At 68.2% G+C, this 25,089-nt stretch carries 19 protein-coding genes and 2 pseudogenes; 13 read left to right on the top strand and 8 right to left on the bottom strand.

Going from position 1 to position 25,089, the window contains the following annotated elements; all coding sequences use genetic code 11:
- Positions 1 to 581 precede the first annotated feature (581 nt).
- The 8 genes and pseudogenes from ACIBCU_RS37010 to ACIBCU_RS36975 all read left to right on the top strand — a co-directional run bounded on the left by ACIBCU_RS37010 (position 582) and on the right by ACIBCU_RS36975 (position 9,248).
- Positions 582 to 1,388: a PP2C family serine/threonine-protein phosphatase gene (locus ACIBCU_RS37010; RefSeq protein ID WP_362929953.1), complete on the top strand. Its 807-nt coding sequence runs from the start codon at positions 582 to 584 to the stop codon at positions 1,386 to 1,388.
- Positions 1,385 to 2,497 carry a CapA family protein gene (locus ACIBCU_RS37005; RefSeq protein WP_399236939.1) on the top strand — a complete coding sequence of 371 codons (1,113 nt, stop codon included), beginning with the start codon at positions 1,385 to 1,387 and terminating at the stop codon, positions 2,495 to 2,497. Before ACIBCU_RS37010 ends, ACIBCU_RS37005 begins: the two co-directional genes overlap by 4 nt.
- Positions 2,498 to 2,668: 171 nt before the next feature.
- Positions 2,669 to 3,144: pseudogene (locus ACIBCU_RS37000) on the top strand (ATP-binding cassette domain-containing protein); the annotation flags it as partial.
- Positions 3,145 to 3,595: 451 nt separating this feature from the next.
- Positions 3,596 to 4,483, top strand: a complete 888-nt coding sequence (locus ACIBCU_RS36995) for a helix-turn-helix domain-containing protein (RefSeq protein ID WP_399236937.1) — start codon at positions 3,596 to 3,598, stop codon at positions 4,481 to 4,483.
- Between the two features lie 112 nt (positions 4,484 to 4,595).
- Complete coding sequence (locus ACIBCU_RS36990; protein WP_399236935.1) at positions 4,596 to 6,386, top strand: FAD-dependent oxidoreductase; 1,791 nt, start codon at positions 4,596 to 4,598, stop codon at positions 6,384 to 6,386.
- 3 nt (positions 6,387 to 6,389) lie between these two features.
- Positions 6,390 to 7,445: a maleylacetate reductase gene (locus ACIBCU_RS36985; RefSeq protein WP_399236933.1), complete on the top strand. Its 1,056-nt coding sequence runs from the start codon at positions 6,390 to 6,392 to the stop codon at positions 7,443 to 7,445.
- Positions 7,442 to 8,344, top strand: a complete 903-nt coding sequence (locus ACIBCU_RS36980; protein ID WP_399236931.1) for an intradiol ring-cleavage dioxygenase — start codon at positions 7,442 to 7,444, stop codon at positions 8,342 to 8,344. Before ACIBCU_RS36985 ends, ACIBCU_RS36980 begins: the two co-directional genes overlap by 4 nt.
- 244 nt (positions 8,345 to 8,588) lie before the next feature.
- Positions 8,589 to 9,248 carry an IclR family transcriptional regulator C-terminal domain-containing protein gene (locus tag ACIBCU_RS36975; protein WP_399236929.1) on the top strand — a complete coding sequence of 220 codons (660 nt, stop codon included), beginning with the start codon at positions 8,589 to 8,591 and terminating at the stop codon, positions 9,246 to 9,248.
- A 255-nt stretch (positions 9,249 to 9,503) separates the two neighbouring features.
- Here ACIBCU_RS36975 and ACIBCU_RS36970 read toward each other — a convergent pair whose 3' ends face one another.
- Together ACIBCU_RS36970 and ACIBCU_RS36965 are read right to left on the bottom strand one after the other, a co-directional pair.
- On the bottom strand, positions 9,504 to 10,172 hold the full coding sequence (locus ACIBCU_RS36970; protein ID WP_399236928.1) for a hypothetical protein: 669 nt from the start codon (positions 10,170 to 10,172) through the stop codon (positions 9,504 to 9,506).
- Positions 10,173 to 10,725: 553 nt separating this feature from the next.
- Positions 10,726 to 11,961: a HEAT repeat domain-containing protein gene (locus tag ACIBCU_RS36965; RefSeq protein ID WP_399236926.1), complete on the bottom strand. Its 1,236-nt coding sequence runs from the start codon at positions 11,959 to 11,961 to the stop codon at positions 10,726 to 10,728.
- A gap of 60 nt (positions 11,962 to 12,021) precedes the next feature.
- Between ACIBCU_RS36965 and ACIBCU_RS36960 the strand changes: the two genes are divergently transcribed.
- The 3 genes and pseudogenes from ACIBCU_RS36960 (at position 12,022) to ACIBCU_RS36950 (ending at position 15,269) form a co-directional block, all read left to right on the top strand.
- Entirely contained in the window at positions 12,022 to 12,960 is a 939-nt protein-coding gene (locus tag ACIBCU_RS36960) for a DUF3048 domain-containing protein (RefSeq protein ID WP_362929931.1), read from the top strand.
- A gap of 219 nt (positions 12,961 to 13,179) precedes the next feature.
- Positions 13,180 to 13,842, top strand: a pseudogene (locus ACIBCU_RS36955) (transposase); the annotation flags it as partial.
- Between the two features lie 1,034 nt (positions 13,843 to 14,876).
- Entirely contained in the window at positions 14,877 to 15,269 is a 393-nt protein-coding gene (locus ACIBCU_RS36950) for a hypothetical protein (RefSeq protein WP_362942934.1), read from the top strand.
- A 337-nt stretch (positions 15,270 to 15,606) separates the two neighbouring features.
- On the opposite strand, the gene ACIBCU_RS36945 is transcribed toward ACIBCU_RS36950, so the two are convergent.
- Positions 15,607 to 16,374 carry a hypothetical protein gene (locus ACIBCU_RS36945; protein WP_399236923.1) on the bottom strand — a complete coding sequence of 256 codons (768 nt, stop codon included), beginning with the start codon at positions 16,372 to 16,374 and terminating at the stop codon, positions 15,607 to 15,609.
- Positions 16,375 to 16,919: 545 nt separating this feature from the next.
- On the opposite strand from ACIBCU_RS36945, the gene ACIBCU_RS36940 reads away from it, so the two are divergent.
- Positions 16,920 to 17,423 (top strand): hypothetical protein, encoded by a 504-nt coding sequence (locus ACIBCU_RS36940; protein ID WP_362942928.1) that lies wholly within the window; start codon positions 16,920 to 16,922, stop codon positions 17,421 to 17,423.
- Positions 17,424 to 17,428: 5 nt separating this feature from the next.
- Here ACIBCU_RS36940 and ACIBCU_RS36935 read toward each other — a convergent pair whose 3' ends face one another.
- The 3 genes from ACIBCU_RS36935 to ACIBCU_RS36925 all read right to left on the bottom strand — a co-directional run bounded on the left by ACIBCU_RS36935 (position 17,429) and on the right by ACIBCU_RS36925 (position 19,374).
- A complete protein-coding gene (locus ACIBCU_RS36935) occupies positions 17,429 to 18,364 on the bottom strand; it encodes a phosphotransferase family protein (protein ID WP_399236921.1) in 936 nt (311 codons plus the stop codon).
- Positions 18,365 to 18,439: 75 nt separating this feature from the next.
- Positions 18,440 to 19,213, bottom strand: coding sequence for an HAD family hydrolase (locus tag ACIBCU_RS36930; protein ID WP_399236919.1), 774 nt, complete (start codon positions 19,211 to 19,213; stop codon positions 18,440 to 18,442).
- Positions 19,210 to 19,374 (bottom strand): hypothetical protein, encoded by a 165-nt coding sequence (locus ACIBCU_RS36925; protein ID WP_362942919.1) that lies wholly within the window; start codon positions 19,372 to 19,374, stop codon positions 19,210 to 19,212. Before ACIBCU_RS36925 ends, ACIBCU_RS36930 begins: the two co-directional genes overlap by 4 nt.
- A gap of 141 nt (positions 19,375 to 19,515) precedes the next feature.
- Between ACIBCU_RS36925 and ACIBCU_RS36920 the strand changes: the two genes are divergently transcribed.
- Positions 19,516 to 20,166, top strand: a complete 651-nt coding sequence (locus tag ACIBCU_RS36920; RefSeq protein WP_362942916.1) for a hypothetical protein — start codon at positions 19,516 to 19,518, stop codon at positions 20,164 to 20,166.
- 57 nt (positions 20,167 to 20,223) lie between these two features.
- Here ACIBCU_RS36920 and ACIBCU_RS36915 read toward each other — a convergent pair whose 3' ends face one another.
- On the bottom strand, positions 20,224 to 24,039 hold the full coding sequence (locus tag ACIBCU_RS36915; protein WP_399236916.1) for a DNRLRE domain-containing protein: 3,816 nt from the start codon (positions 24,037 to 24,039) through the stop codon (positions 20,224 to 20,226).
- 480 nt (positions 24,040 to 24,519) lie between these two features.
- Positions 24,520 to 24,906, bottom strand: coding sequence for a restriction endonuclease (locus ACIBCU_RS36910; protein ID WP_399236914.1), 387 nt, complete (start codon positions 24,904 to 24,906; stop codon positions 24,520 to 24,522).
- Between the last annotated feature and the right edge of the window lie 183 nt (positions 24,907 to 25,089).

The raw sequence follows: 25,089 nt of genomic DNA, 5'->3' as shown, positions 1-25,089 counted from the left end.
TGCTCCGGGCTCTGCCCGGCACCCGGTTCGAGCTCCGCGCGGTCGGCGAGATAGCCGTCGTCAACGTGCTCGCCGGCCTCCTCCCCGTCCTCGACGCCATCGACCAGGCCCGAAAGCCGGGACAGGTCACCGGCGGCTTCCAACTCGGCGCCTTGGGGCTGCGGTCTGTCGGCACGGCGGGAGATCCCTTCGACCCCGCCGTGCACGAGGCGTCTCCTGCACCCTCTCCTACCATGTCGAACAGGCCACCTGCACGGCGATCCTGCGCCCCGGCTATCTGGTCGGCGACCAGCTCCTGCGGCCCGCTCAGGCGGAAGTCACCGAACCGTCGGCCGGGCGGTAACGAGTCGGGCGTACTCGCCGCCGGCGCAGCGGGCACCGGCGTCCTCGTCACGACCGGCCGTACCTGCCCGAGACCCATCGGGCGGCGAGCGGCACGCAGAACCATGTGCTCGGCTCCTCCGCCGACCTGCCCGGCCTCCTGGAACGCCCGGCCCGGGGCTCCGACTGAGCCGGATGCGGCGCACGGCGCGAGAATGGTGGTAGGGAACACGCCCGCCGTCGTGGAGAGGCGGCCAGACATGCCGTTCGTAACGGTCACCGCCCTGAGCCACCCAGGGCTCATGCGCGATCACAACGAGGACAGCATGGCCGTCGGGCCGTGGACACTGTGCGGAACCGTGACCGAGAACCCGCAGACACTGGGATTCGCGCTCGGTTACCCGCTCGTCGTCGCGGTCGCCGACGGCATGGGAGGCCCGCCCGCCGGCGAGGTGGCCAGCAGCCTCGTCGTCCGCCACCTGGCTGCGCTCGGGCCCACGCTGGACAGTGAGCAGGCCGTCCGGGACGCGCTGAACGTCTGCAATCAGGCCGTGTACACGGCCGCCGAGCGCGACCCGGATCTCACCGCCATGGGGACGACGGTCGCGGGTGTCGTGGTCCTCGCCAGGGAAGTCCTTGTGTTCAACGTCGGTGACAGCAGAGTGCTCGACGTGACCAGCACCCGTGAAACGCTGCACCGGATCAGCGTCGACGACAGCCCACCGTTGGCGCCGGGCCGGCGCACCACGTCGGTCGTCACGCAGGCGCTCGGCGGTGCCTCACGGTTCAGCGCGATCACGCCGCACGTCAGCAGGGAGCCGCTCACCACGGGAGAGCGTTATCTGGTGTGCACCGACGGCTTGACCGACCCCGTGCCCGAGGACGCGCTCGACACCGTGCTGCGGGCCCACGACGGCGGCCGTGCGGCTTTCGAGCTGTGGAAGTCGGCCATCGAAGCCGGCGGCCCCGACAACATCACCCTGGCGTTGATCGGCATCGCCGATGAGGCGAGCAGCCTGTCGGGCGGCGGCGCCGACGCCCCGACACAGCGCGGAGGGCAGGCTTGACCACGCTGTTCTTCTGCGGCGACGTCATGCTCGGTCGTGGCGTGGACCAGATCCTGCCGCACCCCAATGACCCGGAACTGCGCGAGAGCTATGTACGGGACGCCCGGGAGTACGTCCGCCTCGCGGAGATGGAGAACGGGCCGATACCGTGCCCCGTCGACTTCGGCCGGCCCTGGGGGGACGCGTTGGAGATCCTGGACGCGGCCGCACCCGACGCCCGCGTCATCAATCTGGAGACCAGCGTCACGCGCAGCGACTCGTTCGCCCCCGGCAAGGACATCCACTACCGGATGCATCCCGCCAACCTCCCCTGCCTGACGTCCGCCCGTCCCGACGTCTGCGTCCTGGCCAACAACCACACCCTGGACTTCGGCCGCCCCGGCCTCGCGGAGACTCTCGACTCACTGTCCGCCGCCGGGCTGCGGACGGCCGGCGCGGGACGGGACGCCGCTGCGGCGCACCACCCGGCGATCGTCCCCCTCGACGGTGACCGCCGGCTGCTGGTCTTCGCCTTCGGTATGCCATCGAGCGGCGTCCCGCAGGACTGGGCGGCGACCGAGGACCTCAGCGGCGTGAGCTTCGTGGCCCGTCATGGCGACGTCACCGCGACCGAGATGGCCGAACACGTACGGAGGACGAAGCGGCCGGGAGACGTCGCGGTGGCCTCCGTTCACTGGGGTACCAACTGGGGCTACCGCGTGTCCCGGGACCAGGTCGCCCTCGCCCATGCCCTGATCGATGCCGGGGCAGACGTCGTACACGGCCACTCCTCCCACCACCCCCGCCCCCTGGAGATGTACCGCGGCAAACTCGTCCTGTACGGCTGCGGCGACCTGATCAACGACTATGAAGGAATCACGGGCTACGAGTACTACCGCGACGACCTGCGGCTCCTCTACCTCGTCTCCCTCGAACCCGACACGGGCCGGCTCACCGACGTACGCATCGCCCCCCTCCAGGCCCGGCGCATGCGCCTGTGTCACGCCTCGACCGAGGACGCCGACTGGCTGCGCACGCTCCTGCACCGGCTCGCCCCAAGATTCCGGCCGTGCCTCGCGGCGGGCTCGCGGGACTCGCAGGGAGTCACCCTGACGCTCCGGGCAGCGTGACCGCCGGCTCCGTGTCGCGTTCCGCTTGCTCGCTCGTCGGCCTTCCTGAGCCGCGCAGCTCACCATTCCTCCGGTGGTACGGCGAAGCGAGCGTCGACATGCCGTGCCCCAGGTGTCGGATCTCCGGTTGACAGTCCGAGGCTGCTCGGCCGAATCGACTGAGGGGACACGATGGAAGTCCGCGACCTGCACCACTCCTACCGTCGTCGCGTGATCCTGCGGGGCATCGACCTACGGCTCGCGCCCGGTGTGCTGGCCGGGATCGTGGGTGAGAAGGGCGCCGGCAAGACGACCCTACTGCGCATCCTCGCCGGCGAGCTGCCGCCCGACCGGGGCGCGGTGCGCCACCGGGGACGCTTCGGGTACTGCCCGCAGGACGCGGTCGTCAACGACGCGCTCACCGTGCGACAGCACACCTCGAATTCTCCAGGACGGCCTTCACGCTCCCGGACCTGCGGCGCGCCGAGGAGGTCATGGAGGTGCTGGGCTTGTCCCGGTACGCCGATGTGCGCGCCGGGGTGCTCAGCGGCGGTACTCGGCAGAAAATGAACCTGACGCTCGCCCTGATGCACGACCCGCAGGTGCTGCTCCTGGACGAGCCCTATCAGGGTTTCGACTGGGAGACCTACCAGCGGTTCTGGGAGGTGGAAGGCCTCCGCACCTAGAGGGTCACCCCAAGTCCTCTGCCGCAACGCGCACTGACCCAGGAAGAGTTCGAGCAGTCCGTACCCAAGGCCGTCCCGCCCCGGCCTGCAGTCACGACCCCGGCCGAACCGTCGACCGCAACATTCCGGTGATTACGCCTGCCTATCGCCACAACGGTTGACGCACAGGGGAACCAGACAATACGTTAACCGAACAAACGGTCGTTCACTGTAGGCCTCGGGGAGAGTCGCTTGACCGCTACTGACGTGCATGCCGCGCTCGACGTCGGCAGGCGCCCCCGGCTCGGCATCGCCGATTCAGCCGCACCGATGCAGTTCTGACCTGTACGCCCTCCGACACCCCGGCCCCTCCACCATGGACGCAACTCGCACACCCCCAGCGATACTTCCGGCGCGGGCATTCTCAACGGCACATGTGCCACCGGAGCAGCGGTTGCGGGCCTGGGAGGAACACAACGCGGAAGCCCTGATCGCGTTGGAGTGCAGGACACGAACGGGCGAAGAGTTTCGGGCTCGGGAAGACAACGTCCAGATCGGCCGAGTTCACCTGGCTCGCGTGCGGAGCACCGCACACACAGTCGAGCGCTCCCCCGATCTCATCGGACAGCAGCCCACAGGCGCCGTGGCCCTCTTCGTCTCCCTGCGTGGAGAGGCGCTGTTCCAGCAAGGGGGGCGACGACAGTTCCTGCGTCCCGGCGACCTTCTCGTCTGTGACGCGGACGGTCACTTCGTCCGTGGGTTCGGCCACGGCATGGAAGAACTGGCCCTGCGAGTGGACCGCCGTGTCCTGCCGGAGGAGATCTGCCCTCCCACACCCGGGGAGCAGCCACTCATCATCCGGAAAAGTGAGGCCAGCCCGTACGGTCGAGCGATTGCCCGTCTTGTGGGGCGTGCCGTCGGCAGCCAGGATCCGGCGCCGCCCGACGAGCAGACGATCGTGGACCTCCTCTCCGTCCTCGTGAGCAACGGCGCCATGCGGCCTCACGTCGTACACCGGGCGCTCGCATGTGCCTACATCGAGGACAGGCTTCGCGATCCCCACCTGTCGGTCCCCGAAGTCGCCAGTGCGGTGGGCATCAGTGTCCGCCAACTCACCCGCGTCTTCGCCGACATGGGAAGGACCTTTCCACAACACGTACTCGGACGGCGGCTCGACCTCGCCCACACGCTGCTGGCCGGCACGGACGCTCCCACGTTGTCCACGGCGACGGTGGCGGCCATGTGCGGATTCCGCTCAACTGCGCACTTCTCGCAGACCTTTCAGGCGCGCTTCGGCATCGCCGCCGGGGAACTCCGCCGTGCAGCCGCGAAACGCCTCTGAGCCCACTGCGTCGTACGGATTTCGGCCGTCATCACGTCGATCCGGCCGGGTGGGACAGCACCGATGCCACGCTGCTCGCAGAACACCGCTCAGCAGAAGGTGAGGCACTGACGTGTCCGAGTTCAACGACGGTCTGGCAGAGACCGCACTTCCGACGTCATCGCTGGTGGAGACCGACGTCCTGATCGTCGGCTCCGGTCCGGCGGGTGCCTCGGCGGCACTGTTCCTGTCGACCTTGGGGATCGACAACATCATGATCACCAAGTACCGCTGGACTGCGAACACGCCCCGCGCGCACATCACCAACCAGAGGGCGATGGAGATCTTCCGCGACATGGGTATCGAGGACCAGGTGCTGGCGGACGCCACTCCTCACGACCTCGTCGGCGACACCGTCTTCTGCACCTCCATCGCGGGCGAGGAGATCGGCCGCATCCACACCTGGGGCACCAGGCCCGACCGGGAGGCGGACTACCGGCTGGCCTCACCCTGCCTCACGGTCGACATCCCGCAGACCTACCTCGAGCCGATCCTCGTCAAGAACGCCACCGTGCGCGGGACCCAGACCCGCTTCTCCTCCGAATACCTGTCACATACACAGGATGACGCGGGCGTCACGGTCCGGGTGCGCGACCGGCTCACCGGCCACGAGTACGACATCCGGGCGAAGTACCTCATCGGTGCCGACGGCGCTCGGTCGAAGGTCGCCGCGGACATCGGCCTGCCCTACGAGGGCGCGATGGACATCGCCGGTTCGATGAACATCACGTTCAAGGCCGACATCGCGGCCTACGTCGGCCACCGGCCGTCCGTCCTCTACTGGGTGATCCAGCCGGGCGCCAACGTCGGCGGTATCGGCGCCGGGCTGGTCCGAATGGTCCGGCCCTGGAACGAGTGGCTCATCGTATGGGGCTACGACATCAACTCCGAGCCCCCGGTGGTGGATGAGGCCGAGGCCATCCGCATCGTCCGGCAGCTGCTGGGGATGCCGGATCTCGCGGTGGAGATCACCGGCACCAGCCTCTGGGGCAACAACGAGATGTACGCGACCCACCTGCAGAAGGGACGTGTCTTCTGCGCGGGCGACGCCATCCACCGTCATCCGCCGAGCAACGGCCTGGGTTCCAACACCAGCATCCAGGACTCGTACAACCTGGCGTGGAAGATCGCTGCCGTGCTCCGCGGGCAGGCCCACGCGTCGGTGCTGGAGACGTACTCGCAGGAGCGGGCACCCGTGGCCGAGCGGATCGTCAAGCGGGCCAACAAGTCGGGCCGCGAGTTCGTCGACATCTTCGAGGCCCTTGGGGTCATCGGCGCCAAGGACGAGGCGGAGATGCAGGCCCGTATCGAAGAGCGGAAAGCCAACACCCCCGAGGGTGCGGCCAAGCGGGCCGCCCTGGTGGCGGCGATGGAGACCAAGAACTACGAGTTCAACGCCCACGGTGTCGAGCTGGGGCAGTTCTACGAGTCCAGCGCCGTCGTATCCGACGGCACGCGGCCCGCGGCCGGCAAGGACGAGGACCTCTATCACGTCATGTCCACGTCGCCGGGTGCCCACCTGCCCCACGCCTGGGTCGGTGACCACCTCACCAAACTCGCGATGATGGACCTGGCCCCGTACTCCCGCTGGACCCTGATCACCGGCATCGCCGGTGAGCAGTGGGCGGGGGCTGCCGACAAGGTGGCGCAGGAGCTCGGGATCCCGCTGGAGACCGTGGTGATCGGCCCGGGCCTGGACGTCACGGACCTCTACTACGACTGGACCAAGCTTCGCGAGATCGAGGAGTCGGGCGCGATCCTGGTCCGCCCCGACAAGCACATCGCCTGGCGCTCGATGGACCTCGTCGAGGCCCCCGAGGCGGCGCTCCGGAACGCTCTCACCAAGATCCTCGGAAAGGACTGAACCGTGCGGTTCACCCATGAGACGCTGGGGCAGCGGGTCGTCTTCGCCTCCGGTAAGGCGCCCGCGGCGGTGGCCGCGGAGGTGGCTGCGCTGGGCGCCTCGCGCGTCATGCTGATCGCTGCTCCCGCGGAGGCGGCCCTCGCCGACCGCGTCGGTGCGGACCTGCCTGTCGCGGTCCGCCACTCCGAGGTCGTCATGCACGTTCCCGTCGAGGTGGCCGACCGTGCCCGGGAGGCCGCGACAGCGGGTTCCGTCGACGCGTTGGTGTGTGTCGGCGGCGGCTCGACGACCGGCCTCGCCAAGGCGGTGGCGTTGACCACCGGCCTGCCGATCGTGGCAGTCCCTACGACGTACGCCGGTTCCGAAGCGACGAACGTCTGGGGCCTCACGGAGGGCGAGGTGAAGACCACCGGCGCCGACGCACGTGTCCTGCCGCGCTCGATCGTGTACGACGCCTCACTGATGCTGAGCCTGCCGGTGGAGATGTCTGTGGCCAGCGGCCTCAACGCGCTGGCGCACTGCGTCGATTCCATGTGGGGGCCGCGCGTCGACCCGATCGACCAGGCCCTCGCGGGTGAGGGGATCCGGGGACTGGCCCTCGGACTGCCCGGGGTCGCCGCGGATCCCGCCGGGCTGGAGGGCCGGGAACAGACGCTCTACGGCGCCTATCTGGCCGCTGTCGCCTTCTCCTCGGCCGGCTCCGGGATGCACCACAAGATCTGTCACGTGCTGGGCGGGATGTTCGACCTTCCGCACGCCCAGACCCACGCCGTGGTGCTGCCCCACGTGCTGGCCTTCAACGCCCCCTCCGCAGCCGAGGCCGAGCGGCGCATCGCCCAGGCCTTCGGAAGCCCGACGGCGGTCGAGGGCCTCTCGGGCCTGCGCAAGGTGCTCGGCGCTCCGCGTGCACTGCGCGACTACGGAATGCCCGAGGACGGCATCGCCCGCGCCGTGGCGCCCATTCTGAAGGCCGTCCCCGCCGACAACCCCACTCCTCTGACCGAGGAGAACCTCACCGCGCTGCTCCGCGCGGCCTGGGAAGGAAGTGAACCCGCATGAGCACACCCACGCGCGACGTCTCGCCGGAACAGGCCGCCCGCGAAGAAGAGCTGATCGCGCGCGTACAGAGCTCGTTCGACACCTGCGAGGACCCCCGCCTGAAGGAGGTGATGCAGTCGTTGGTCAAGCACCTTCACGCGTTCGTCCGCGAGGTGCGCCTCACCGAGGAGGAGTGGAGCAAGGGCATCGACTTCCTCACCGCCGCCGGACACATCACGGACGACAAGCGCCAGGAATTCATCCTCCTCTCCGACACCCTCGGCGCGTCGATGCAGACCATCGCCATCAACAACGAGGCTTACGGGGACGCCACCGAGGCCACGGTCTTCGGCCCCTTCTTCGTCGAGGGATCTCCCCGGGTCGAGCTGGGCGGGGACGTGTCCTTCGGAGCCGCCGGCGAGCCGTGCTGGGCCGAGGGGACCGTCCGCAACATCGACGGCAAACCGATTGCCGGGGCGAAGATCGAGGTCTGGGAAGCGGACGAGGACGGTTTCTACGACGTCCAGTACGACGACGGCAGGGTCGCGGCCCGAGCACACCAGTTCACCGACGCCGACGGGGGCTACCGCTTCTGGGGCATCACGCCGACGCCGTACACGATTCCGTTCGACGGCCCCGTGGGGAAGATGCTGGAGGCGACCGGCCGGTCGCCGATGCGTGCCTCCCACCTGCACTTCATGGTCGACGCACCGGACTGCAGGACCCTCGTGACCCACATCTTCGTCCGAGGTGACGAGCTGCTCGACTCCGACAGCGTCTTCGGTGTCAAGGAGTCGCTGGTCAAGGACTTCGAGCGGCAGCCGGCAGGCACTCCGACACCTGACGGACGAGTCATCGACGGCACGTGGGCGAAGGTCCGCTTCGACATCGTGCTCGCACCGGCCGATGTCCGGGGGTGACCCCGGCCATGGTGGGCCCGTAGCGCCCATTTGTTCGCTACGGGCCCGAACCGTGGTCTACTCTCCGGTCATGACCACCGAGTTGGACGAGCCCCGACTGGAACAGCTCGAGCGAGCCATCGCTGTCCTCCGGGTGTTCGACGGAGAGCGTCCCCGGCTCACTGTCAGCGAGGTCGCGTAGCTGACCGACACGACGCGGGCCTCGGCGCGCCGACTCCTGCTGACCTTCAAGTCACTGGGTTTCATGCGGTCGGACGGCAGGCACTTCTCACTCACCCCGCGCATCCTCGAGCTGGGGTGGAACTACTTCGCCTCCCTCGGCGTCGAGGAGATCGCGAAGCCCTTGATGCGGGATCTCGTCGACGAGATCGACGAGTCGTGCTCGATGGCGACGCTCGACCTGCCTGACATCGTCTACGTCGCCCGGGCCCACACCAAGCGGGTCATGACCATCGGGGGCGGCATCGGGGCCCGGCTGCCCGCCCACGCCACGGCGTCGGGCCTCGTCCTGCTCGGCACACTCAGCGACGACGAGTTCGACGAGTACCTTGCCGCACCCCTGGAGAAGTACACCCAGCACACGATGACGAACCCGGAACGACTTCGGACGACAGTCATGACCGCCCGCGTCCGCGGCTGGGCCCTGAACGACCAAGCCCTCGAGATCGGCCTCCGCGGTATCGCGGTACCGGTGCCCACTCGGTCGGGGGAAGTCGTGGCCGCGCTCAGCGTTTCGTCGAACTCCGCCCGCACGACTCTCAAGGACCTGCGGGAACGGTGTCTGCCCGCCCTCCAGGAGACAGCTCGCGCCATCACGGCCGGCCTGTCCCGCGGGAGACGCCCGGGAGAGCCTGGCCTAGTGGACCCCTGCCGGCTCCGGTCATACGTGAGGTGTGACCGCTGACGCGGCATGCCCAGCGAAGTACGTTCAGGGAACATCTGGGCGTCTAGCGAACAGGGCCACAGTGACCACATACTCGGAGCGCCTCAGCGAATTCGTCGCACAGCTCAAGGTCGAGCACGGATGGGCCAGCGGAGCTCCCGAGGACTCGCGGGGGGCTGTCGGGGCTGGTGGTCACCTCGGGCACGCGGGGATCCTGGGTGGCGCTCACAGCACAAGGATGCGCCCGGTGGCCGGACTTGGCGCCCCGAGCAAGTTTCACCCTTGAGTGCATTCCTTGAGTTGAACCCTTGTGATCAAGGCAAGGGTTCGCCTGCTCGGCTCATGACAGAAAAGAAGCCCCGCCTCATCCCCACCGGCACGTGCTGGTGCGGTTGCCAGAAGGAAGTCGGCCTCGGCAAGTTCTTCGCCCCCGGGCACGACAAGGTCGCCGAAGCCGCTCTCGTCGCCTGCTTGAAGGGCGGACGCCTCGGTCTTGTTCCGGTTGAGGTAGCCGTCATTGAGGCAGCCGGCGTCCGGGGCTCCGGTCGGGCACATCGCAGGGTCGTCCTCGTCACCGAAGAGATAGACGTACACCTCGCAGCCGTCGGCCAGGAAGACCAGCGACAGGACGCTGCCGTGGGCGGCGGTCGCGTCCGCTTCATCGGGCTGGTCGGCTTCGGATGAGGCGAAGAAGGACCAGCTGCCGGACGACAGGGCCGCGGGGTTCTTGCAGTCCGACGCGACGGGCAACGTGTCGAAGTGCTCGGCGGTGAAGGTGTGGTCGTCGTGGAAGGTCAGGGACGTGCCCGCCTGGCTGGTCCACCGCCCCTCGATCTGATCCTCGGACACCTCCGCGGCATAGATCCCCGCAGCCCACCCGCAGGACACCGTCAGCACAACCGCCAAGCCGATCCAGGCGATCGAGCGCCACAACTGTCGGCTCACGCCTACCCCTCCCCCATCCCCCGGATAAACCGCCCTCCTCATGGTCTCATCGGCCGAACTCTGGCCGGCCTCGCTGTGAAGACCTCTTCAGGTGCTCGCGTTGATCGTCGGACCGCGTCCGCAGCTTGTTGGACAGACCCGTTGACGCCGGAACCCGGGGGGCAGCGGCCCGACCCTCTGAGCTTCCCGGCGGGGGGCCGCACTGCAGCAGATCCCGCCGAGCGGTGGGAGTTCGGGACTTCGGGATCCGTCCCTGTTCGCCTGCGGGCAGGTTGGCGCCGCCTCCGGCCCGGACCTGGAAAAATCCGGGAATGCTCATCAACCAGGCGCCGGTACTCGGCTTCGATATCGAGGGTGATCGAGTGGTTGTCCTCGCAGGCCAGCAGGTCAGGTGACTGACGCCGACGGCTGCGGTTCGTGGAAGGTGCCGTCGGGGACCATGGCGAACAGCATGTCGGCCCGGTGCCTCTGGCCAGGCAGAGCGGGGCCCCCGTCGCTTAGCCCTCGTCGGTGTGCGGGCCTGGCTCGCGCCCTGCACACCGACGCGGGTTGCCTATTCGTCCCCGGCCGGCGCAGGTTCCGGGAGGTCTCGCAGGCGCGCCATGAGGGAACGGCAGATGCGCTCGATCTCCAGGTCGGGAGCGACTACAGCACTCCAAGGGTCGTTGCCTCGGTGCGGTTGCGCGAGCGCCGTCTGGATCTGGGGCAGGGCAGGGCGTGCCGCCTGGCCCATGCGGTTCAGGCAGGCGAGGACATCGCGCGCGGTGGAGTCGTTGTCCTTCCAGGCGTTCAGCAGCGCCGACACGACGTTGTCGGCCTCACTGTCTCCGGCTATGTCCCACAGTGCTGATGCGGTGTGGACGAGAGTCCACGCGTTCCCCACGTTCAGTACGGCCGCATCGTCTTGCTCGTTCCGTGCGTTCATCTCCGTCTGCTCGTTCAGTATCTGTCGCAGGCGCGGCAGGACGGGAGCGGCGGAAGGTCCGATCCGGCCGGCGAGGCCGATGGCGGCGAAGTTCTGCTGGTGGTCAAGGAGGCGTTCCAGCAGCGGCACGACGCCTTCGGGGCAGTGCTCGATGTCCCAGACGGCGGCTGCCGCGGCCGTACGGACATCCGCGTTGTCCGCCTCGGTGAGGGGCCGGACGGTGTCCAGGGCGGAGGCGGCGCGGGTGCCGAACGAGGCGAGTGCCTTCAGGACGGGCTCCACGGTGCGCCACTGCTTGTGCCGGACGGCGGCCTGGGCGGCGTCGGTGAGGGCAGGTACGGCCGCCGGATCGCCCAGTTTGGCGAGGGCGGAGGCGAGAGCCGGGGGGCTGACATCGGGCCACTCCCGTGAGTGGTCGACAGCGGCGAGGAGGCGAACGAGTCGGGGCGTGAGTTCGGCGGCGGCTTGGGGCAGATGTCCTGCCGCATTCACGGCGCGCCAGGTATCAACACCTGTGTCCAGCGCAGTCAGTAGCCCGGGCGAGGCCCGCTCGTCTCCGAGCTGGGCCAGCGCCACAATGGCCTGCTGATGGGCACGGCGCAGCTCGGGGTGCGGGCTCGCCCACGCATCGGGCCTGTGTGTGGTGCGGTGGGTGGTGACGTAGGCGGCAAGGGTTTCCCGGGCAGGCTCGGCCAGCTGGCCCAGTGACCCGAGCGCCTCGGCCGCTGCCGCCGACGTGTAGGAGTCGCGCGGCAGCAGACACTCGGCAAGGAGCCGCACCAGGTGAGTGTGATCGGGATTACGGCGGCGCCGCGCCTGAGGCGCCCGGCCGGTCTTCTGCGTGATGATTGACGGGAGAGTCATCGCCGCAGCAGACGTGAGCCGGGGCCGTTCCGCCGAGCCGGCTCGGAAGGGGCGGCAGTCATGCCAACCTCCGGAACGAAGAGATCGGGCGCCGCCGCACTCGCCGTGCTCACGCTCGTCATCACCGCGGCCTGCGGCAGCTCGGACGGAGGGGAGACAAGTCCCACGACGGCATCCGCACCGCGCGCCGACGTCCTTGCCGTGAAGATCGACAACGTAGCCGCGGCCCGGCCGCCGACCGGACTCGAGAAGGCCGACATCGTCTACGTGGAGCAGGTGGAGGCAGGCCTCAGCCGCATACTCGCCGCCTACTCCTCCGACGTGCCGTCCGTCATCGGCCCCGTACGCAGCGCTCGCGAGACGGATCTGGAGCTGCTCCGGCAGTTCGACGAGCCCACGCTCGCGTACTCGGGCGCCCAGTCCGCCCTCCGGCCGTCGATCGAAGCGGCCCCTCTAGACGCGCTGCCGCCGTCGAAGGCACCGCACGCCTATTTCCGCAGTGGGGACCGCGCCGCACCGCACAATCTGTACCTGCGCCCGGGGGACATCCCGCACGCCGCCACCGGAGTGAACGCGGCCGAGGACCTGGGGATCCGCTTCGCTGCGCCGCCCCTGGGCGGCACCCCCGTCAGCCGGCGCACGGTGTCGTACCCGTCGGCACGGTTCACCTTCACCTGGTCCGCGGACGGGGATCAGTGGCTGGTGAGTATGGACGGCACCCCGGCCCGTACGGCCTCCGGTGACCGGCTGGGAGCGGCCACAGTGGTCCTGCAGGACGTGGACGTGCAGGATTCGCGCTTCCGTGACCGAGGAGGAAACACCTCGCCGTTCAGCGTAACGGTGGGGTCCGGCTCGGCGGCCGTCCTGCGTGGAGGCAGGTCGTACGACGCGGCGTGGGAGCGGAACACCGCCGAGTCGGCGACCGGCTTCACCACCGAGGACGGCGAGCCGATGACGTTCGCGACCGGCCAGGTCTGGATCGTGCTCGTACCGAAATGACGCAGGGCCGCCGGAGTCCGCACGTGCCGACTCCGGCGGCCCTGGTGAAGGAGAAGCGGCTCGCGCGGGCAGCCTGGACGAGGAGCGGAGCGTCAGGGCCGGTCTCCGCCCAGTGTCCGGCGCGCCGGTCGGCGACGTAGCCGTCACGGCGGACAGAGCAAGGGCGGCGGCGGTCCCCCGAACGGATCTGGCCAGGCCGCGCCCGACTCATCGGCCCCAGATCCGGTGCGCAAAGGCCGGCCGTGGAGTCTGCCGCTGGAGGACCGCGTGCTGCTGGTCGCCGCGCACTGGCGGACCAACCTGACCCTGCGCCACTGGCGCCGCTGTTCGGGGTGTCGAAGTCCGCGGCCGACCACACCATCGACCACCTCGGGCCAACGCTCGCGCTCCAGCAACGCAAGCGGTTCCGCAAGGACACCGTGCTCATCGTGGACGGCGCCCTGGTTCCCACCCGCTACCACATGGTCGCCGAGCAGTCGAAGAACTACCGGTACTCCACCAACCACCAGGTCGTCATCGACGCGGACACCCGGCTGGCCGTCGCAGTCGGCCGTCCTTTGCCCGGCAACCGAAACGACTGCACAGCACGGGAGCCGTCCGGTGCGAAGGCCGCCCTCGGGCAGGACCACAATCATCGCGGACGGCGGCTACCGGGGCACCGGTCTGGTCATCCCGCACCGTCGCGAACCCGGCCAGAGCGAACTCGATGCGTGGAAAGAGGAACACAACATCCAGCACCGCAAGGTCCGCGCCCGCGTCGAGCACGCCTTCGCCCGGATGAAGACCTGGAAGATCCTTCGCGACTGCCGCCTCAAAGGCGACGGCGTTCACCACGCCATGCTCGGCATCGCCCGCCTGCACAACCTCACCCTCCCCGGGTGACGAAGGAACGAGCAGGTCAGCGAACACGTCGTAGACCATTTAGGGGACAACGCTTAGGAGCGCGGGTGTGGCCGGCGGCGCAGCGGGAGTAGGACCAGGCGCTGCTCCACCGGCTACCGCCCGGCCCCTGATGGCCCGGAGCTGCGCGACGGGCCGCGGTGGAAAGTGCCAGCGCAGCGCCGCCCGTCTTCCCCGAGACCACGCCCGCCACCAGCCACAACCACCCACCACCACAGCAGGGCAGCCAGGCAGGAGACGGGAAGTATGAGCACTCACCACCCGAAAACCTCGGTCTGACCTGCAGTTATGCAAGGGGTGGGTGAAATCCAACGCGCCTGTTACTGGAAGGGTTAGCAGAGTAGTTGGTAGAACGGTTAGCGGAGTAGTTGTAGGGCGCCCCGCCCGGTGCCCGTTCGCTGCGGCGCCCACCGGGCCGCCGCAGCCCCCTTGAGCCAGCGCAGCGCCGCCGGATTCCCCGCGACCACAGACGAGCCCCCACCCCTCCCACATCCATATCCAGAGCGGGCAGGCCAGGAGTCAAGGGGAAGTCTGAGCACTCACCACGCGAAAATGGTGCTCCCACCAGCGCAAACGCAAGGAGCCGGGCCGCAGGGGTGCAACACCCTTCGCAACATCCTCTGCAACCCCCTTGCGCAACCTCCTGTGCAACTCCATGCGCAACTTGTGCGCAACATCTGCTGTCGGGAAGCCGCGGAGCCCTTCCCGCGCCTGAGACGGCGTCGATCCTGCAGGGCCGGCCCGGGTGTGCCGAGGCCGGCCGGAGAGGAGCTGGCCCGTATCAGCCGGCACCAGCACAAGGCCATGACGGCCAAGTTCGCAACCTGCATGCCGTTCGACAGGACGAGCTGCTGATTGCAACCAAGTGCGGGGAGACCTGCCCACAGTCTCAAGGGGCAACATCGCCGGGTCGCTGTCACTCGCGCGTGTGATACTTCACTGACGCCCGGTTCGAGAAGATTAACCCTCTCAGTGCCCTACCTCCGGAAGAGGGTTACATGAACCATACTCGTACCGTGAAGCGGCGTCTGTCCCGAGCCTCTGTCGCCTTGTGCTGCGTCTGCGCTCTCGGCATCACGCAGGCTGCACAAGCCCACGCTGCCAGCCGGACGGCGAACTTCAACTACAGCCACCTCTGGCTGACCCCCGAATTCAAGACCGGCGGTGGCGCTGTCCACTTCACCGTCAAAGACTGCAACTACCCCAAGCGGGACATGACCGTGCTGCTACGGGCAACGGACGGAATCAACACCGACATCGGCACCGAGACGATCAAGTGCCGTGCGGGCGAGAAGGCCGCTATTGGTGAGGGGCTCAAGCCGGGGACGTTCGAACTAGAACTCGGGAAGCTCGACGACGGCAAGTACTTCAAGGGAATGGGCACCATTTCGTTCACGGCCCCCAAGTAGCCACCTGTCGCCGACGGCCCGTGCAACCACGAGCGGTTGCACGGGCCGGTCAGGCAGGGTTGGGTTTCGCAGCCCGGCTCTAGCGCGTCATCGCCACGCGCGTCGAGGCCCTGCCCCCCTCAGGACTCCCGTGACCGCCTCACCTGGTGGCCAACCAGAGCGCTCCTGCGCCACACCCACCGCCACGACTCACACCTGAACCCATCGGCATGGTGTTGCAGCCTTCCGCCTGTCGCACCCCGGACATGCACTCAGAGCCGCAGGACCACGCGGGGGAGAAAGCAGACGTCGGCGGTTCGACGTGCTCAAAGGCCGATGCGAGGTGCAATCTGCTGTTTCAGCTGCTCCACACGGTGACATCAAGCTTCATGATCCCGTTGGTGGAGGGAAACACGATCTCCTTGATCTTGGCTGCCACCACGGCGTTCTTATCGGTGCGGATGCAGAGGGTGGCGCCCTTTCTGATTCCCGCGGATCGGTTCGACAGCTCGCTGTTGTCATCCAGTTCGAAACGCGTGATGCCGCCGCCGCTGCTCGCTTGCCTGCAGGCCTCGACTGTGACTGTCTCGTCCGGCTGTAGGGCTGCGGCACCGGATGCCGACAAGAACTCCACAGTTGGCGCTCCCCGGTCGTTCGTGTCCATGTCGTACCGCGACTTCTGGTCCTCAGTCATGGACTCGAATTCGTCATTGGCAATCCGGCGGGTCACTGGTTCGTCCGAAGCAGCGTCAAAGTCGATGGCTTCGTAACTGTCGCCAATGGTCAGAGTCACCGGGAAGGAGCGAATGACGGGCGCCTTCGGTGACGACGCCTCAGCTGAGGGCGTTGGGGATGATGACGAAGACTCTGTGGGCGAGGACGTCTGTGCTGGAGGCGCCAGTCCGGGGGCCGTGGGGGTGGAGGCCTTGTCATCCTTGCCTCCGTCATCGCTGGTGGCGGCAGAAATGACTGCGGGGACGATGACAGCGAGGAGCGCCACGACAGTGGTGATCACCCACTTGTGGTCTTTGAAGACGTCTCGGAAGCGCTTCGTTTCTGGCGAGTTGGAGCTGTTGTCAGAGGTGGCAGAGGTGTCAGGGCTGTTCGTGTCGCCCGTGGTTGTCATGGATTCCCTGTAGGTGTGCGACTCAGACTTCCAGGGGCGGCAGCACAGCGGTTCGGTGCAGCTTCCGGAGGCCCAGAAGAATGCACTGCGTGAGCAATAGCGCTGCGGCACAGGAAAACTGGGCTGTCTCCTTACGGCGGCCGTGGCTCTCAGCGCCGTACGCGAGGACGAGCGGGCCGGGCACGCGGAGCGCCTGGCGGAGCATACGCGCGTGCGGGCCGGGCCGTAGGCCAGCCGAGTACGGCCGCTACATGTTGGCCGGTCAGCCCGAGAGCCTGATCATTTGTGAACGAATGGAGAGCGCCCCGTTCCTCCTGTGCAGCCGGCGATGCCAGCACCTTGCGAACTCAGCGCAGCAGGCCAGAGGTCGACCGCGCTCACGACTGCGGGAGGCACGTGGCACTCATCTGCGGGTCGTACCGGCGATCACTCCTCGCCGGTGCGACCCGCTGACCAGTCTTGGGGAGCGTCGCAGTGTTCGCCTCGTAGATCGAAAGTTGTGTGCGGGCCTGGGCGGGGGCGGTGCCCCGGACCAGGCTGTGTGATTGTCCGACGAAGACGCCGCCCCCGGGGAAGACAACCATGCGGTCAAAGTGGCCCTCTACATGGAAACGCTCCAAGCACGGATGGACTCGGATCAGTACGGGGCTCTGGCCCAGGCTCTGCACGAGGCGTTCCATCTGCTGGCTGAAGGCCGCGAGGGCTCCGAAGACGACTCCACATTCACGCCGGAGATGAATCGCGAGTTCGCAACCGTGCTGACGATCCTGCTCACCGGCAAGATGGACCAGCAGATCGTTGAGGTGCCCGGATCCGACGGCCACTCCGGATTCGTCCTCATGGATCCTGAAGAGGCCGATGACCCCGCCAAGGTGCAGGAAGTCCGCGATTACGTCGACCAGTGGACCACCGAGCGCGAAGCCATGGACATCGAGCTGGACGGCATCGCGCGGGCCAGCAACCCCGAGCACCGACGACTGAGCACCTGTCAGCCAGGTCGCCTGGTATCGATCAGCGCGAGCACGTCCGCACGGCGGCCCGAAGCGTAGGCAGTTCAGTTCAGGCGAAGCGCGAGAAGTGCCATTCCTGCGGTGGCTGCGCGGTGTTGGTAGGCGCGGAGACCGGGGGCCCCGGGGGGTGCGGGCCGGCGGGCGTTGCGGTGCCAGTGTCCGGTGAGGGCGGCGAGGAACGCGGTGGAGGCCAGGGGGTCCGTCGCGGTGGCGGGGTGTCGGTCCAGCAGACGAGTGATGTCCTTGGGGGTGTGTCCGGCGAGGACGAGCTGGGGGGCGAGAGAGACGGCGTCGATGCAGGCGGGCCCGGTGGTGGCGTGGGCCCAGTCAACGAAGGTCACCCCGCGGTCGTGGTCGCGGACCATGTTGTCTGCGCGAAGGTCGCCGTGGACGATCCGGTCGCCGTGCGCGAGGCCGGGCCAGGCGGCCTCGAGTTCGGCGAGTTCGTGCAGCCGGTGTCGTACGTCGGGGCCCAGGTCGCCCGGCGGGTTCGCGCGCAGGACGTCCCAGCCGTGCAGGCCGGCCGCGCCGGAGGGCGTGCCGACGACCGCCGCGGTGTAGGCAGCCGGGGCCGGGCTGGAGGTGAGCTTGTCGAGCAGGGCCCAGGTCTGCCCGGCGTCGCCGGAGGCCGGGGAGAGGTCGGGGTGCGGTCCGTCCAGGTGGGCGATGACGACGGCGGTCCAGCCGTCGGCGCGGTGGATCCCCAGGAGCTCCGGGGCCGGGGCGCCGGGAGGCAGCACGTCCAGGACGTTGGCCTCATGGACGTTGGCGTCGGTCAGCGGGTCGTCGTCCGGAGCGGCCTTGACGAAGACCCGTCGGCCGCTAGCGAGGCGGAGTGCGGCGGCGAGCTGGTGGCCAAAGCCGCCCGCCGGGGTGACGACGTCCACGACGGAGGAGCCGAGGGCGATTTCGAGGCGGGTCCGCAGCGGGGCCGGGAGGTCGGTCCATCGCAGACGGCCGACGGGAGGGAGCACAGACATGGAGACAACTCACAGGAGCAGTGGTGGGCGGGGGCGCGGGGGTGAGCGCCGGCCCGGAACGTGTGAGGTGGTGCCTCAGTGGTCCAGACCGGCGCTTGGCGCCTGTCGCCGCATCACGCGCATGCCTTGAGTCCCTCGGAAGTCGGGAAGGGCACCCGTTTCGGGTGCCCTTCCACTGTAGCGGGGCGGGTGGGTCAGGTCGCGGAGATTGGGGTCAGGTGATGCAGGAGGGCCGGTCCGATGCGGGTGGGGGTCGGGCAGGAGGTGATGGGCTCCGGCCGTATGGAGTGCGGAGGGCGGGTGCCAGCCCCGGGTGGCGCCCAGGGCGAGGACGCCGGCGGCGCGTGCGGCACTCATGTCGCCGGGACTGTCCCCGACGAATACCGCCTGTTCGGGCTGGACGTCGACCCGGGCCAGGGCGGCGTGCAGCCCGTCGGGGGCCGGTTTCGCGGGTGCGTCCTGCCGGGTGATCACCACGTCCAGCAGGTCTGTGAGGGCGGGTGGCAGGAACCAGGACAGGCGGTCGCGGTCATGGAGGGTGACGACCCCGAGGGCGACGTTGACGCTGCGCAGGGCCAGCAGTCCGGTGAGCACGCCCAGGGAACGCACTGGGCAGCGCGGCGGCGAGCGCGCCGTCCCACCAGCGGGCGCAGGCGTCGTCCGGATCGGTGACACCGAGAAGAGCCAGGACCTCGGCCCGGGGGCGGCGCAAGGCGCCCGGTGGGAGGTCTGCCGGTGTGGTGCGGTGGCGGTCGCGCAGGTCGCGACCGCCACCAGGGCGGTGCGTACAGCCGGGCCGCTGTCGAGGAGGACACCGTCGAGATCGAAGAGCGCCGCTTGCCGGGTCACCGGACACTTCCCGGGTCGGTGAACAGCGCGGACAGCATCGTCCAGTGCTCGGTGGGCAAGGCTGCGGCCCCGGCGTCGCGGTTAAGGACACAGAGCGCGGTGATGACCTTGGCGCGCCTCCGGCTCAGCCTTGCGGGCCATCGCCCGAGGCCGTGGTCCAAGCCCTTGAGTTTAGAGTCACCGTCTGCGGCGAGGCCGAGACCCCCAAGGGTGTCCCGTCTGCAAGCTCATGGTGGCGGCGGATAGCGAGCGTGATGCTCCTCACAGAGATCCCTTCTCTTCCCGCCGGTTAGGTTGGCGGGATGAGCGATCAACCGAATACAGAAGGCCGGACTGCGCAGGTCGAGGCGGCGTGGGGCCGCCTCGTGGGGTGGCTGGAGCAGCACGCCCCCACCTCATACGCCTCCCTGCTGCCCCCCGCGGCGGAGACAGAGATAGCGAACGCGGACGCGGCGCTGAGGCAGCACCTCGAGTTCGCCCTGCCGTCGGAACTGGCCGCGCTGTGGCGGCTGTGTGGCGGTGTGGAGCACCAGTACATCGAGGCCAACGAGGAAGAGGGCGAGGTCGGCTCGGGAGCATTCTTGCCTGGCGGGATCCTGCTCGGCCCGATCGATGCGCTCAGGCCGCGGCTGCCAGAGATCGGCCGCGGCGACACGTGGGGTGCTGCGGTGGTTCCGTGGCTGACCGGCGACGAAACAGGCCCCGAGTCCGGGCACTACGTGGGCGCGGACGGCGTCGGCTACTGGTCGCTACCGGACAACCTGGCCTGCGACAAGCCGAGCTTTCATTCGATCGCCAGCTATCTCGAAGCTGTGCACCGCACGCTCACTGAAGGGCCGGCCGACGCGATGGGCCCAGAGGTGCCCGGCCTGGTGTGGGGCTGCCTGGTCTGGGATGACCCCGGCAGCCCTTTTTTGGACGATGCGCTCGAGCACTGGCACCCCGTCCACTGACCACGCCCGCTCGGGGGTCCGCCTGACTGACGGACCCCCTTCGCAGACGTGCGGCGGCTACGGCTTCTTCATCTCGCAGATGAGGTTCAGCCCACCGGTGTCGCAATTGCTGAACCACAGCCGACCGGGATCGACGGCGTACTCATCGCCGTCGATGACCCGCATCTGCGCCAGGAACTCGTTGCCGTACTTGCTCATCGCGCCTTGGTTGACGAACCCCGACATCGAGGAACGGCCGCACTTCTCACTGAACGTCGGCGCGTCGTAGCGGGTGTCGTCCAGGAGGTGTTCACTGCCGTCGTCGGCCTTCGCCGCCACGGTCTGGATGCACTCGCCACCTCCGGCCGTGCCGGCGGGGTTCATCCCGCCCGCAGAAGCGGGCAGACCGACGGACTCATATGTCGAGGCGAACGGCACCTCATCGCAGTTCACCTTGTCCGGATTCGGCAGGGGGACCTGCGGACGGAACTCCGAGTGGAGGAACGTCTTCGGGTGAGCCACGAATCCCTTGGTCGGGACGTACCCATCCGTTCGGGTTCCACCGTAGTAGCCGCAGACCCGGCTGCGGATCTTCTTTTTCGTCCATGTGGAGACCACACGGCCGTTGTCCGCGTCGGGACGGTAGTGCAGCGGCTTACCGATCGTCCCGAGGCCCTTGATCCCGGACTTGTTCTGAACCATCCATAGGTGAGCCGCGGCGGCCGGGTAGCGAGCAGCATCCATCTGGTACTCGGGAACGTACTGCGTCAGCACGCATCCCGGCACGCCGTAGGAACTGACCTTGTCACAGCGCACATCGATGCCGGGGGAGCGGCTGTCGCCGCTGTCGATCTCGTCGTCCTTGCCCTCGAGCGGCTCGTACTCGCTCTCCGGGTTGAAGATGAACCAGACCGGCAGATCCCTCGACAAGGCGGCATCGGAGGGTCCGGCGCCGGCAGTGGATCCGTCCCACTTGTGCGTGGCGGTACCGGTGGCCATGTGTGAGTCGGTCGGTGTGCCGTCGCCGCCGCCCTTCCAGCTGAGATCGTTGTAGAAGTCGAAGTTCTTCACATCCCTGCTGTCCGTGGCACCTTCGCAGGCAGCGCTGTAGCACATCGAGTCGATGTGCGCGATCGGGTTGCCGTCGCCGAACAGCACGGACCTGTCGTGCCCGGGGAAGTCGTTGTAGACCGGGTTCATCTGGATCCACGTCTTGATCGTCCCGTCGTGCCGGTCGGTCTTGACCTGGAAGGCGATCTCGAACTTGGCGTGGTGTTCCTCGGTCTCGACGCCGTTGAGGTAGTACTTCTTCGAGTAGTTCAGGTCGAAGAAAACGCAGGCTTCGTTGCGGGTGATCAGCGACTTCTGAGCCTCCCCGGACAGCGACGGCTGGCACCACGAACTAGTGACGACCGGATCAGGGTAGGAAGGGGCCCGCATCCTTTCCCGCGCGGCCAGTTCCTTCGCGGCCTTACGGGTTCCTTCCAGCGACTGCTCATCCTTCGGCGTGATGGTGACCGTCTCACCGCCCTTGCTCAGGGTGCGCGACGAGCTGCCCTGCTTCCAGTCGGCGATACGCTGCGGGTCGTTCAAGTACGCCGCGACGTCGGAGGTCAGGTCCGGCTGCGGCAGCTTGACGTCGATCTTCTGAGCGCGGTTGTAGTCCCGGTTCCCAGCGGTGAACCCGTAGTCCTTGATCGGGCCCACGTTGCCCGCCCGGTCCACGGTACGCGTCTGCGTCACGTGGTTGCCATCAGCGGCCGGCGTTGCGGTGTACGAGGCTTCGGGTGCTACGGCCCTGCCGGACAAGGCCGGCGTGGTGGTGTGTACGGATGACCAGCCATAGTCGTCGGCGTCGTCCTCGAACGGGTCGAAGCGGTACTGCACCTCATACGGAGATGCGTCGCCGGTCGTGACGTCGAAGGTGCCCACGATGCCGGCGCCGCCGCCGCCCCAGTTCTCCGGGTAGTCGGCCGAGCTGACGCTCCGAGGCTCGTCGGGGGCTGTGGTGTCGACGACGAACTGGGTCCAAGGGGACCAGCTGAGGTTGTAGTGGGTGCCGTCGTAGGCGTTGGTGCGGAACTTGTACGTCTTGCCGTCTGTGAGCTGCCCGGCCGGAACGGTGACGGAGGCGGGCTTCCCAGAGTCGACGAAGGAGGACACGATGAGGCCCTCACCGGCGGGGGTGGTGATGGGGGTGTTCGTGGCAGCGTCGTAGACCTGGAAGGTGCCGTTGACCTTGTCGGCGTCGGGGTCGGTGAAGGTGTCGCGCAGGGTCGGGGTGGTGGTGTTGACCGCCCACACGCCTGCGTACGACCGAAACGGCGCGCCGGCCTGCCGGTCCATGCCGTCCGAGGGACGGTAGTTGTAGGTAACGGACAGCTTGGGCTGGTTGGCCGCGTTGTTGGCTGAGTTGACCCGCTTCCAAGCCTTGACGTCGTCGGTGGCAGCGCGCAGGCCCATGTGGCCGCGGGTCGCCTTAGCCGACGCCCAGGACTGGACGAGGCTGTCGACATCCGCGTTAATCCAGCCGTCGGGCTGGGTGGCGGTGCAGTCCGGGTTGCCCCTGGTCTGCGTGGAGGAGTGGTACTGCTGATTCCACGTGGGCTGCGACGTCCACCGCGAGGAGGTGGAGGGTGCGCTGGTGTCCCAGACAGTCCAGGACTGGTTGGTGCAGTCGGTGTTGCCGGAGTGGAAGTTCCACAGCGCCAGGTTGGTGTCGACGATAAGCGCGTCCTGGATCGGCGTGGTGTTCCAGGTGATAAACGAGCGTGCGGTGCGCGGCGTGCCGTCGGCGTTCTTGGTGCCGGGGTTGCCGAGGTCGAGTTCAGTGTCGGTGGACCAGTCGACGGTCTCACCCTGCTGCACGTAGGTGTCGAAAGTGTTCGACAGCGCGGAGGTGGAGGGGTCGACGGTTACAGGGAACTTCGTGTCCGGATCGGCAAGGAACTCGGCTGAGGGAGTGACGACCAGGTCCACTCGTCCGGCGCCCTTGCTGACGACCTTCATGTCGACGCGTGCCCGGTTCATGTGCTCACCGGAGGTCTTGTCGACGGCCGCGTCCCACATCACCGGGGCGGGCATCGTGGCACGTTCGGCACCGGACTTGGCATCGGTGAAGGTGACTGAGCCGTCCTTGTTCGCCTTCGCCTTCAGCCCATTGGTCTGGACCGGGAGGGTGTAAAAGTAGGCGCCTGTGGGCCGCTCGTCGATCTCGACAAACTGCTCGAAGCCGGTACGGGTGGCCTCGATGATCACATCAGCGCCGGGCACGGCATCTTTGTAGCGGGCGCGGGTGCCGTCCAGGTCGGGCTGCGGCAGACCGCCCTTCCACTGGAGAGTCACCTTGCTGTCGCCGCTGCCGAGGGTGACGAGGTCGCGGGCGGTGTCGTCCTGCCCGGCGCGCAGGGACTTCGGCAGCGTGCCGCTCTTGCCGGAGAGGCGCAGGCCGTTGGGGTGCGCCTTGGGGGTGATGCTCCCGTCGGCAGCTTTGGTGAGGGTGGCGTCGGCTCTCTGCCACGTGCCGTTCTTCCAAACCCGCTCAGGGCCTGCGGTGAGCTCGGTGGTGAGAGTGCCGTCCGGGTTGGCGAGGGTGTAGGTGGTTGGGGTCGTCTCGTCGGTGGCGACGGTCTTCTTCCCGGTCCGCTCGGCCTCGGTAAGCGCCCAAGCCTTCGAACCGCGGGCACGCTCGGCCGCCCAGGCCAGGTCGGACTTCAGGAGGTCCGCCTTCGAAGGGCCGGCTGACTCGGCCTGCCCGGCGGGTCGCGGCTCGGGAGCCGGGGCGGCCGACGCGCTGCCGCCCGCGACGAGCGCGGCCTCAGCGACCAGCAGCAGCGCTGCTCCAGTCGCTATTCGAGCCCTTTGTCTGGATCTTGACGATCTATATGGAGACACGGAGCGTGATGCCCTTCCAGTGGAGACAATCAAAAGCATGTGCGATACACGTGGCGGGAGGAGCCTAGATAGGAGTTCGGCGACAGTAAAGAATGAATAAAGCCACTGTCTGAAAGCGCACTTTTGCAGTCTGCGGTCATGTCGGATTGCCGGGGGAAGCGGCACCTCAAACGTTGGATGGATCACACCGCGAGACGAGGCTCAGGGCTCTGGGCTCTTTTCGGGGGCCCGCGGCCTGTATGGGAGTTCAGCGATTGCCTTGCCACACCCTCGTGGCGCCCCGCCGAAGCGCATCTCGCCCTCGGTGACATCGACGCAGCCATCGACACCGCCCACGCCCGCATGGAAGGCGTCACCTCCGCACGCGGCACCAGCACCCTCAACGACCTCAGGCAGAAACTCGGCCGCCGCCGCGGCGTACCCGTCGTCGCCGACTTCCTCAACTACACCGCCGACTGACAGCGTGATCCGCTCGCCTCGCTACGTGGTGGTCGGGACGGGTTCCGTGAGGCGGTCCAGCCGTGTGTAGAGGGCCCGTACGAGGCAGGCGCGGTTCTGGGCGCAGCGGACGGTGCGCTCCAGCGGTGCGGACGGGCGGCCGTCGGCTTCGCGGAGGACGACTTCGGCGAGGGCGCCGCGGCTGTCGTTCTTGGGCAGGGCGGCGGCGTGGCGCCGGACGTCGGCGGCGACCGCGCGGGCGTGCCCGGTGAGCTGGAGAGCGATCTGTTCGTAGTCGCGGGGTTCGAGGTGCGGGTCGGTCCACGCGAGCACGGCGGTGACGAGCACTTCGTAGGGGGCGCGGTCCAACGGGAGTTGGGCTTCGATCAGGCCGTGGGGGTCGTGGAGCACTGTGTAGGTGCCGCTCATCGGTGCCCCGCCGTTTCGTCGCGGGGCCTGTCTTCAAAGTCCCGCCCGCCCTTCGGGCGACGACGCGACTTTGCGCAAACGGCCTAGATGTATTGCCCTGTGAGGTTGGGGACGCGGCTGGCGGGTGGTTTGCCTGCGAGCGCGGTGTGTCCGCGGTGGTGATTGTAGGAGTGCAGCCAGCGG

The organism is Streptomyces sp. NPDC051064 (assembly GCF_044455985.1).
GTDB lineage: Bacteria > Actinomycetota > Actinomycetes > Streptomycetales > Streptomycetaceae > Streptomyces.
This window is presented reverse-complemented; position numbering and strand designations above follow the sequence as displayed.

Coding starts and splice junctions, on each gene's coding strand:
- ACIBCU_RS36975 (WP_399236929.1), top strand. CDS start 8,589: ATGCGGTCGGACGGCAGGCACTTCTCACTCACCCCGCGCATCCTCGAG.
- ACIBCU_RS37010 (WP_362929953.1), top strand. CDS start 582: ATGCCGTTCGTAACGGTCACCGCCCTGAGCCACCCAGGGCTCATGCGC.
- ACIBCU_RS36920 (WP_362942916.1), top strand. CDS start 19,516: ATGAGCGATCAACCGAATACAGAAGGCCGGACTGCGCAGGTCGAGGCG.
- ACIBCU_RS36910 (WP_399236914.1), bottom strand. CDS start 24,906: ATGAGCGGCACCTACACAGTGCTCCACGACCCCCACGGCCTGATCGAA.
- ACIBCU_RS36935 (WP_399236921.1), bottom strand. CDS start 18,364: ATGTCTGTGCTCCCTCCCGTCGGCCGTCTGCGATGGACCGACCTCCCG.
- ACIBCU_RS36965 (WP_399236926.1), bottom strand. CDS start 11,961: ATGACTCTCCCGTCAATCATCACGCAGAAGACCGGCCGGGCGCCTCAG.
- ACIBCU_RS36960 (WP_362929931.1), top strand. CDS start 12,022: ATGCCAACCTCCGGAACGAAGAGATCGGGCGCCGCCGCACTCGCCGTG.
- ACIBCU_RS36945 (WP_399236923.1), bottom strand. CDS start 16,374: ATGACAACCACGGGCGACACGAACAGCCCTGACACCTCTGCCACCTCT.
- ACIBCU_RS36980 (WP_399236931.1), top strand. CDS start 7,442: ATGAGCACACCCACGCGCGACGTCTCGCCGGAACAGGCCGCCCGCGAA.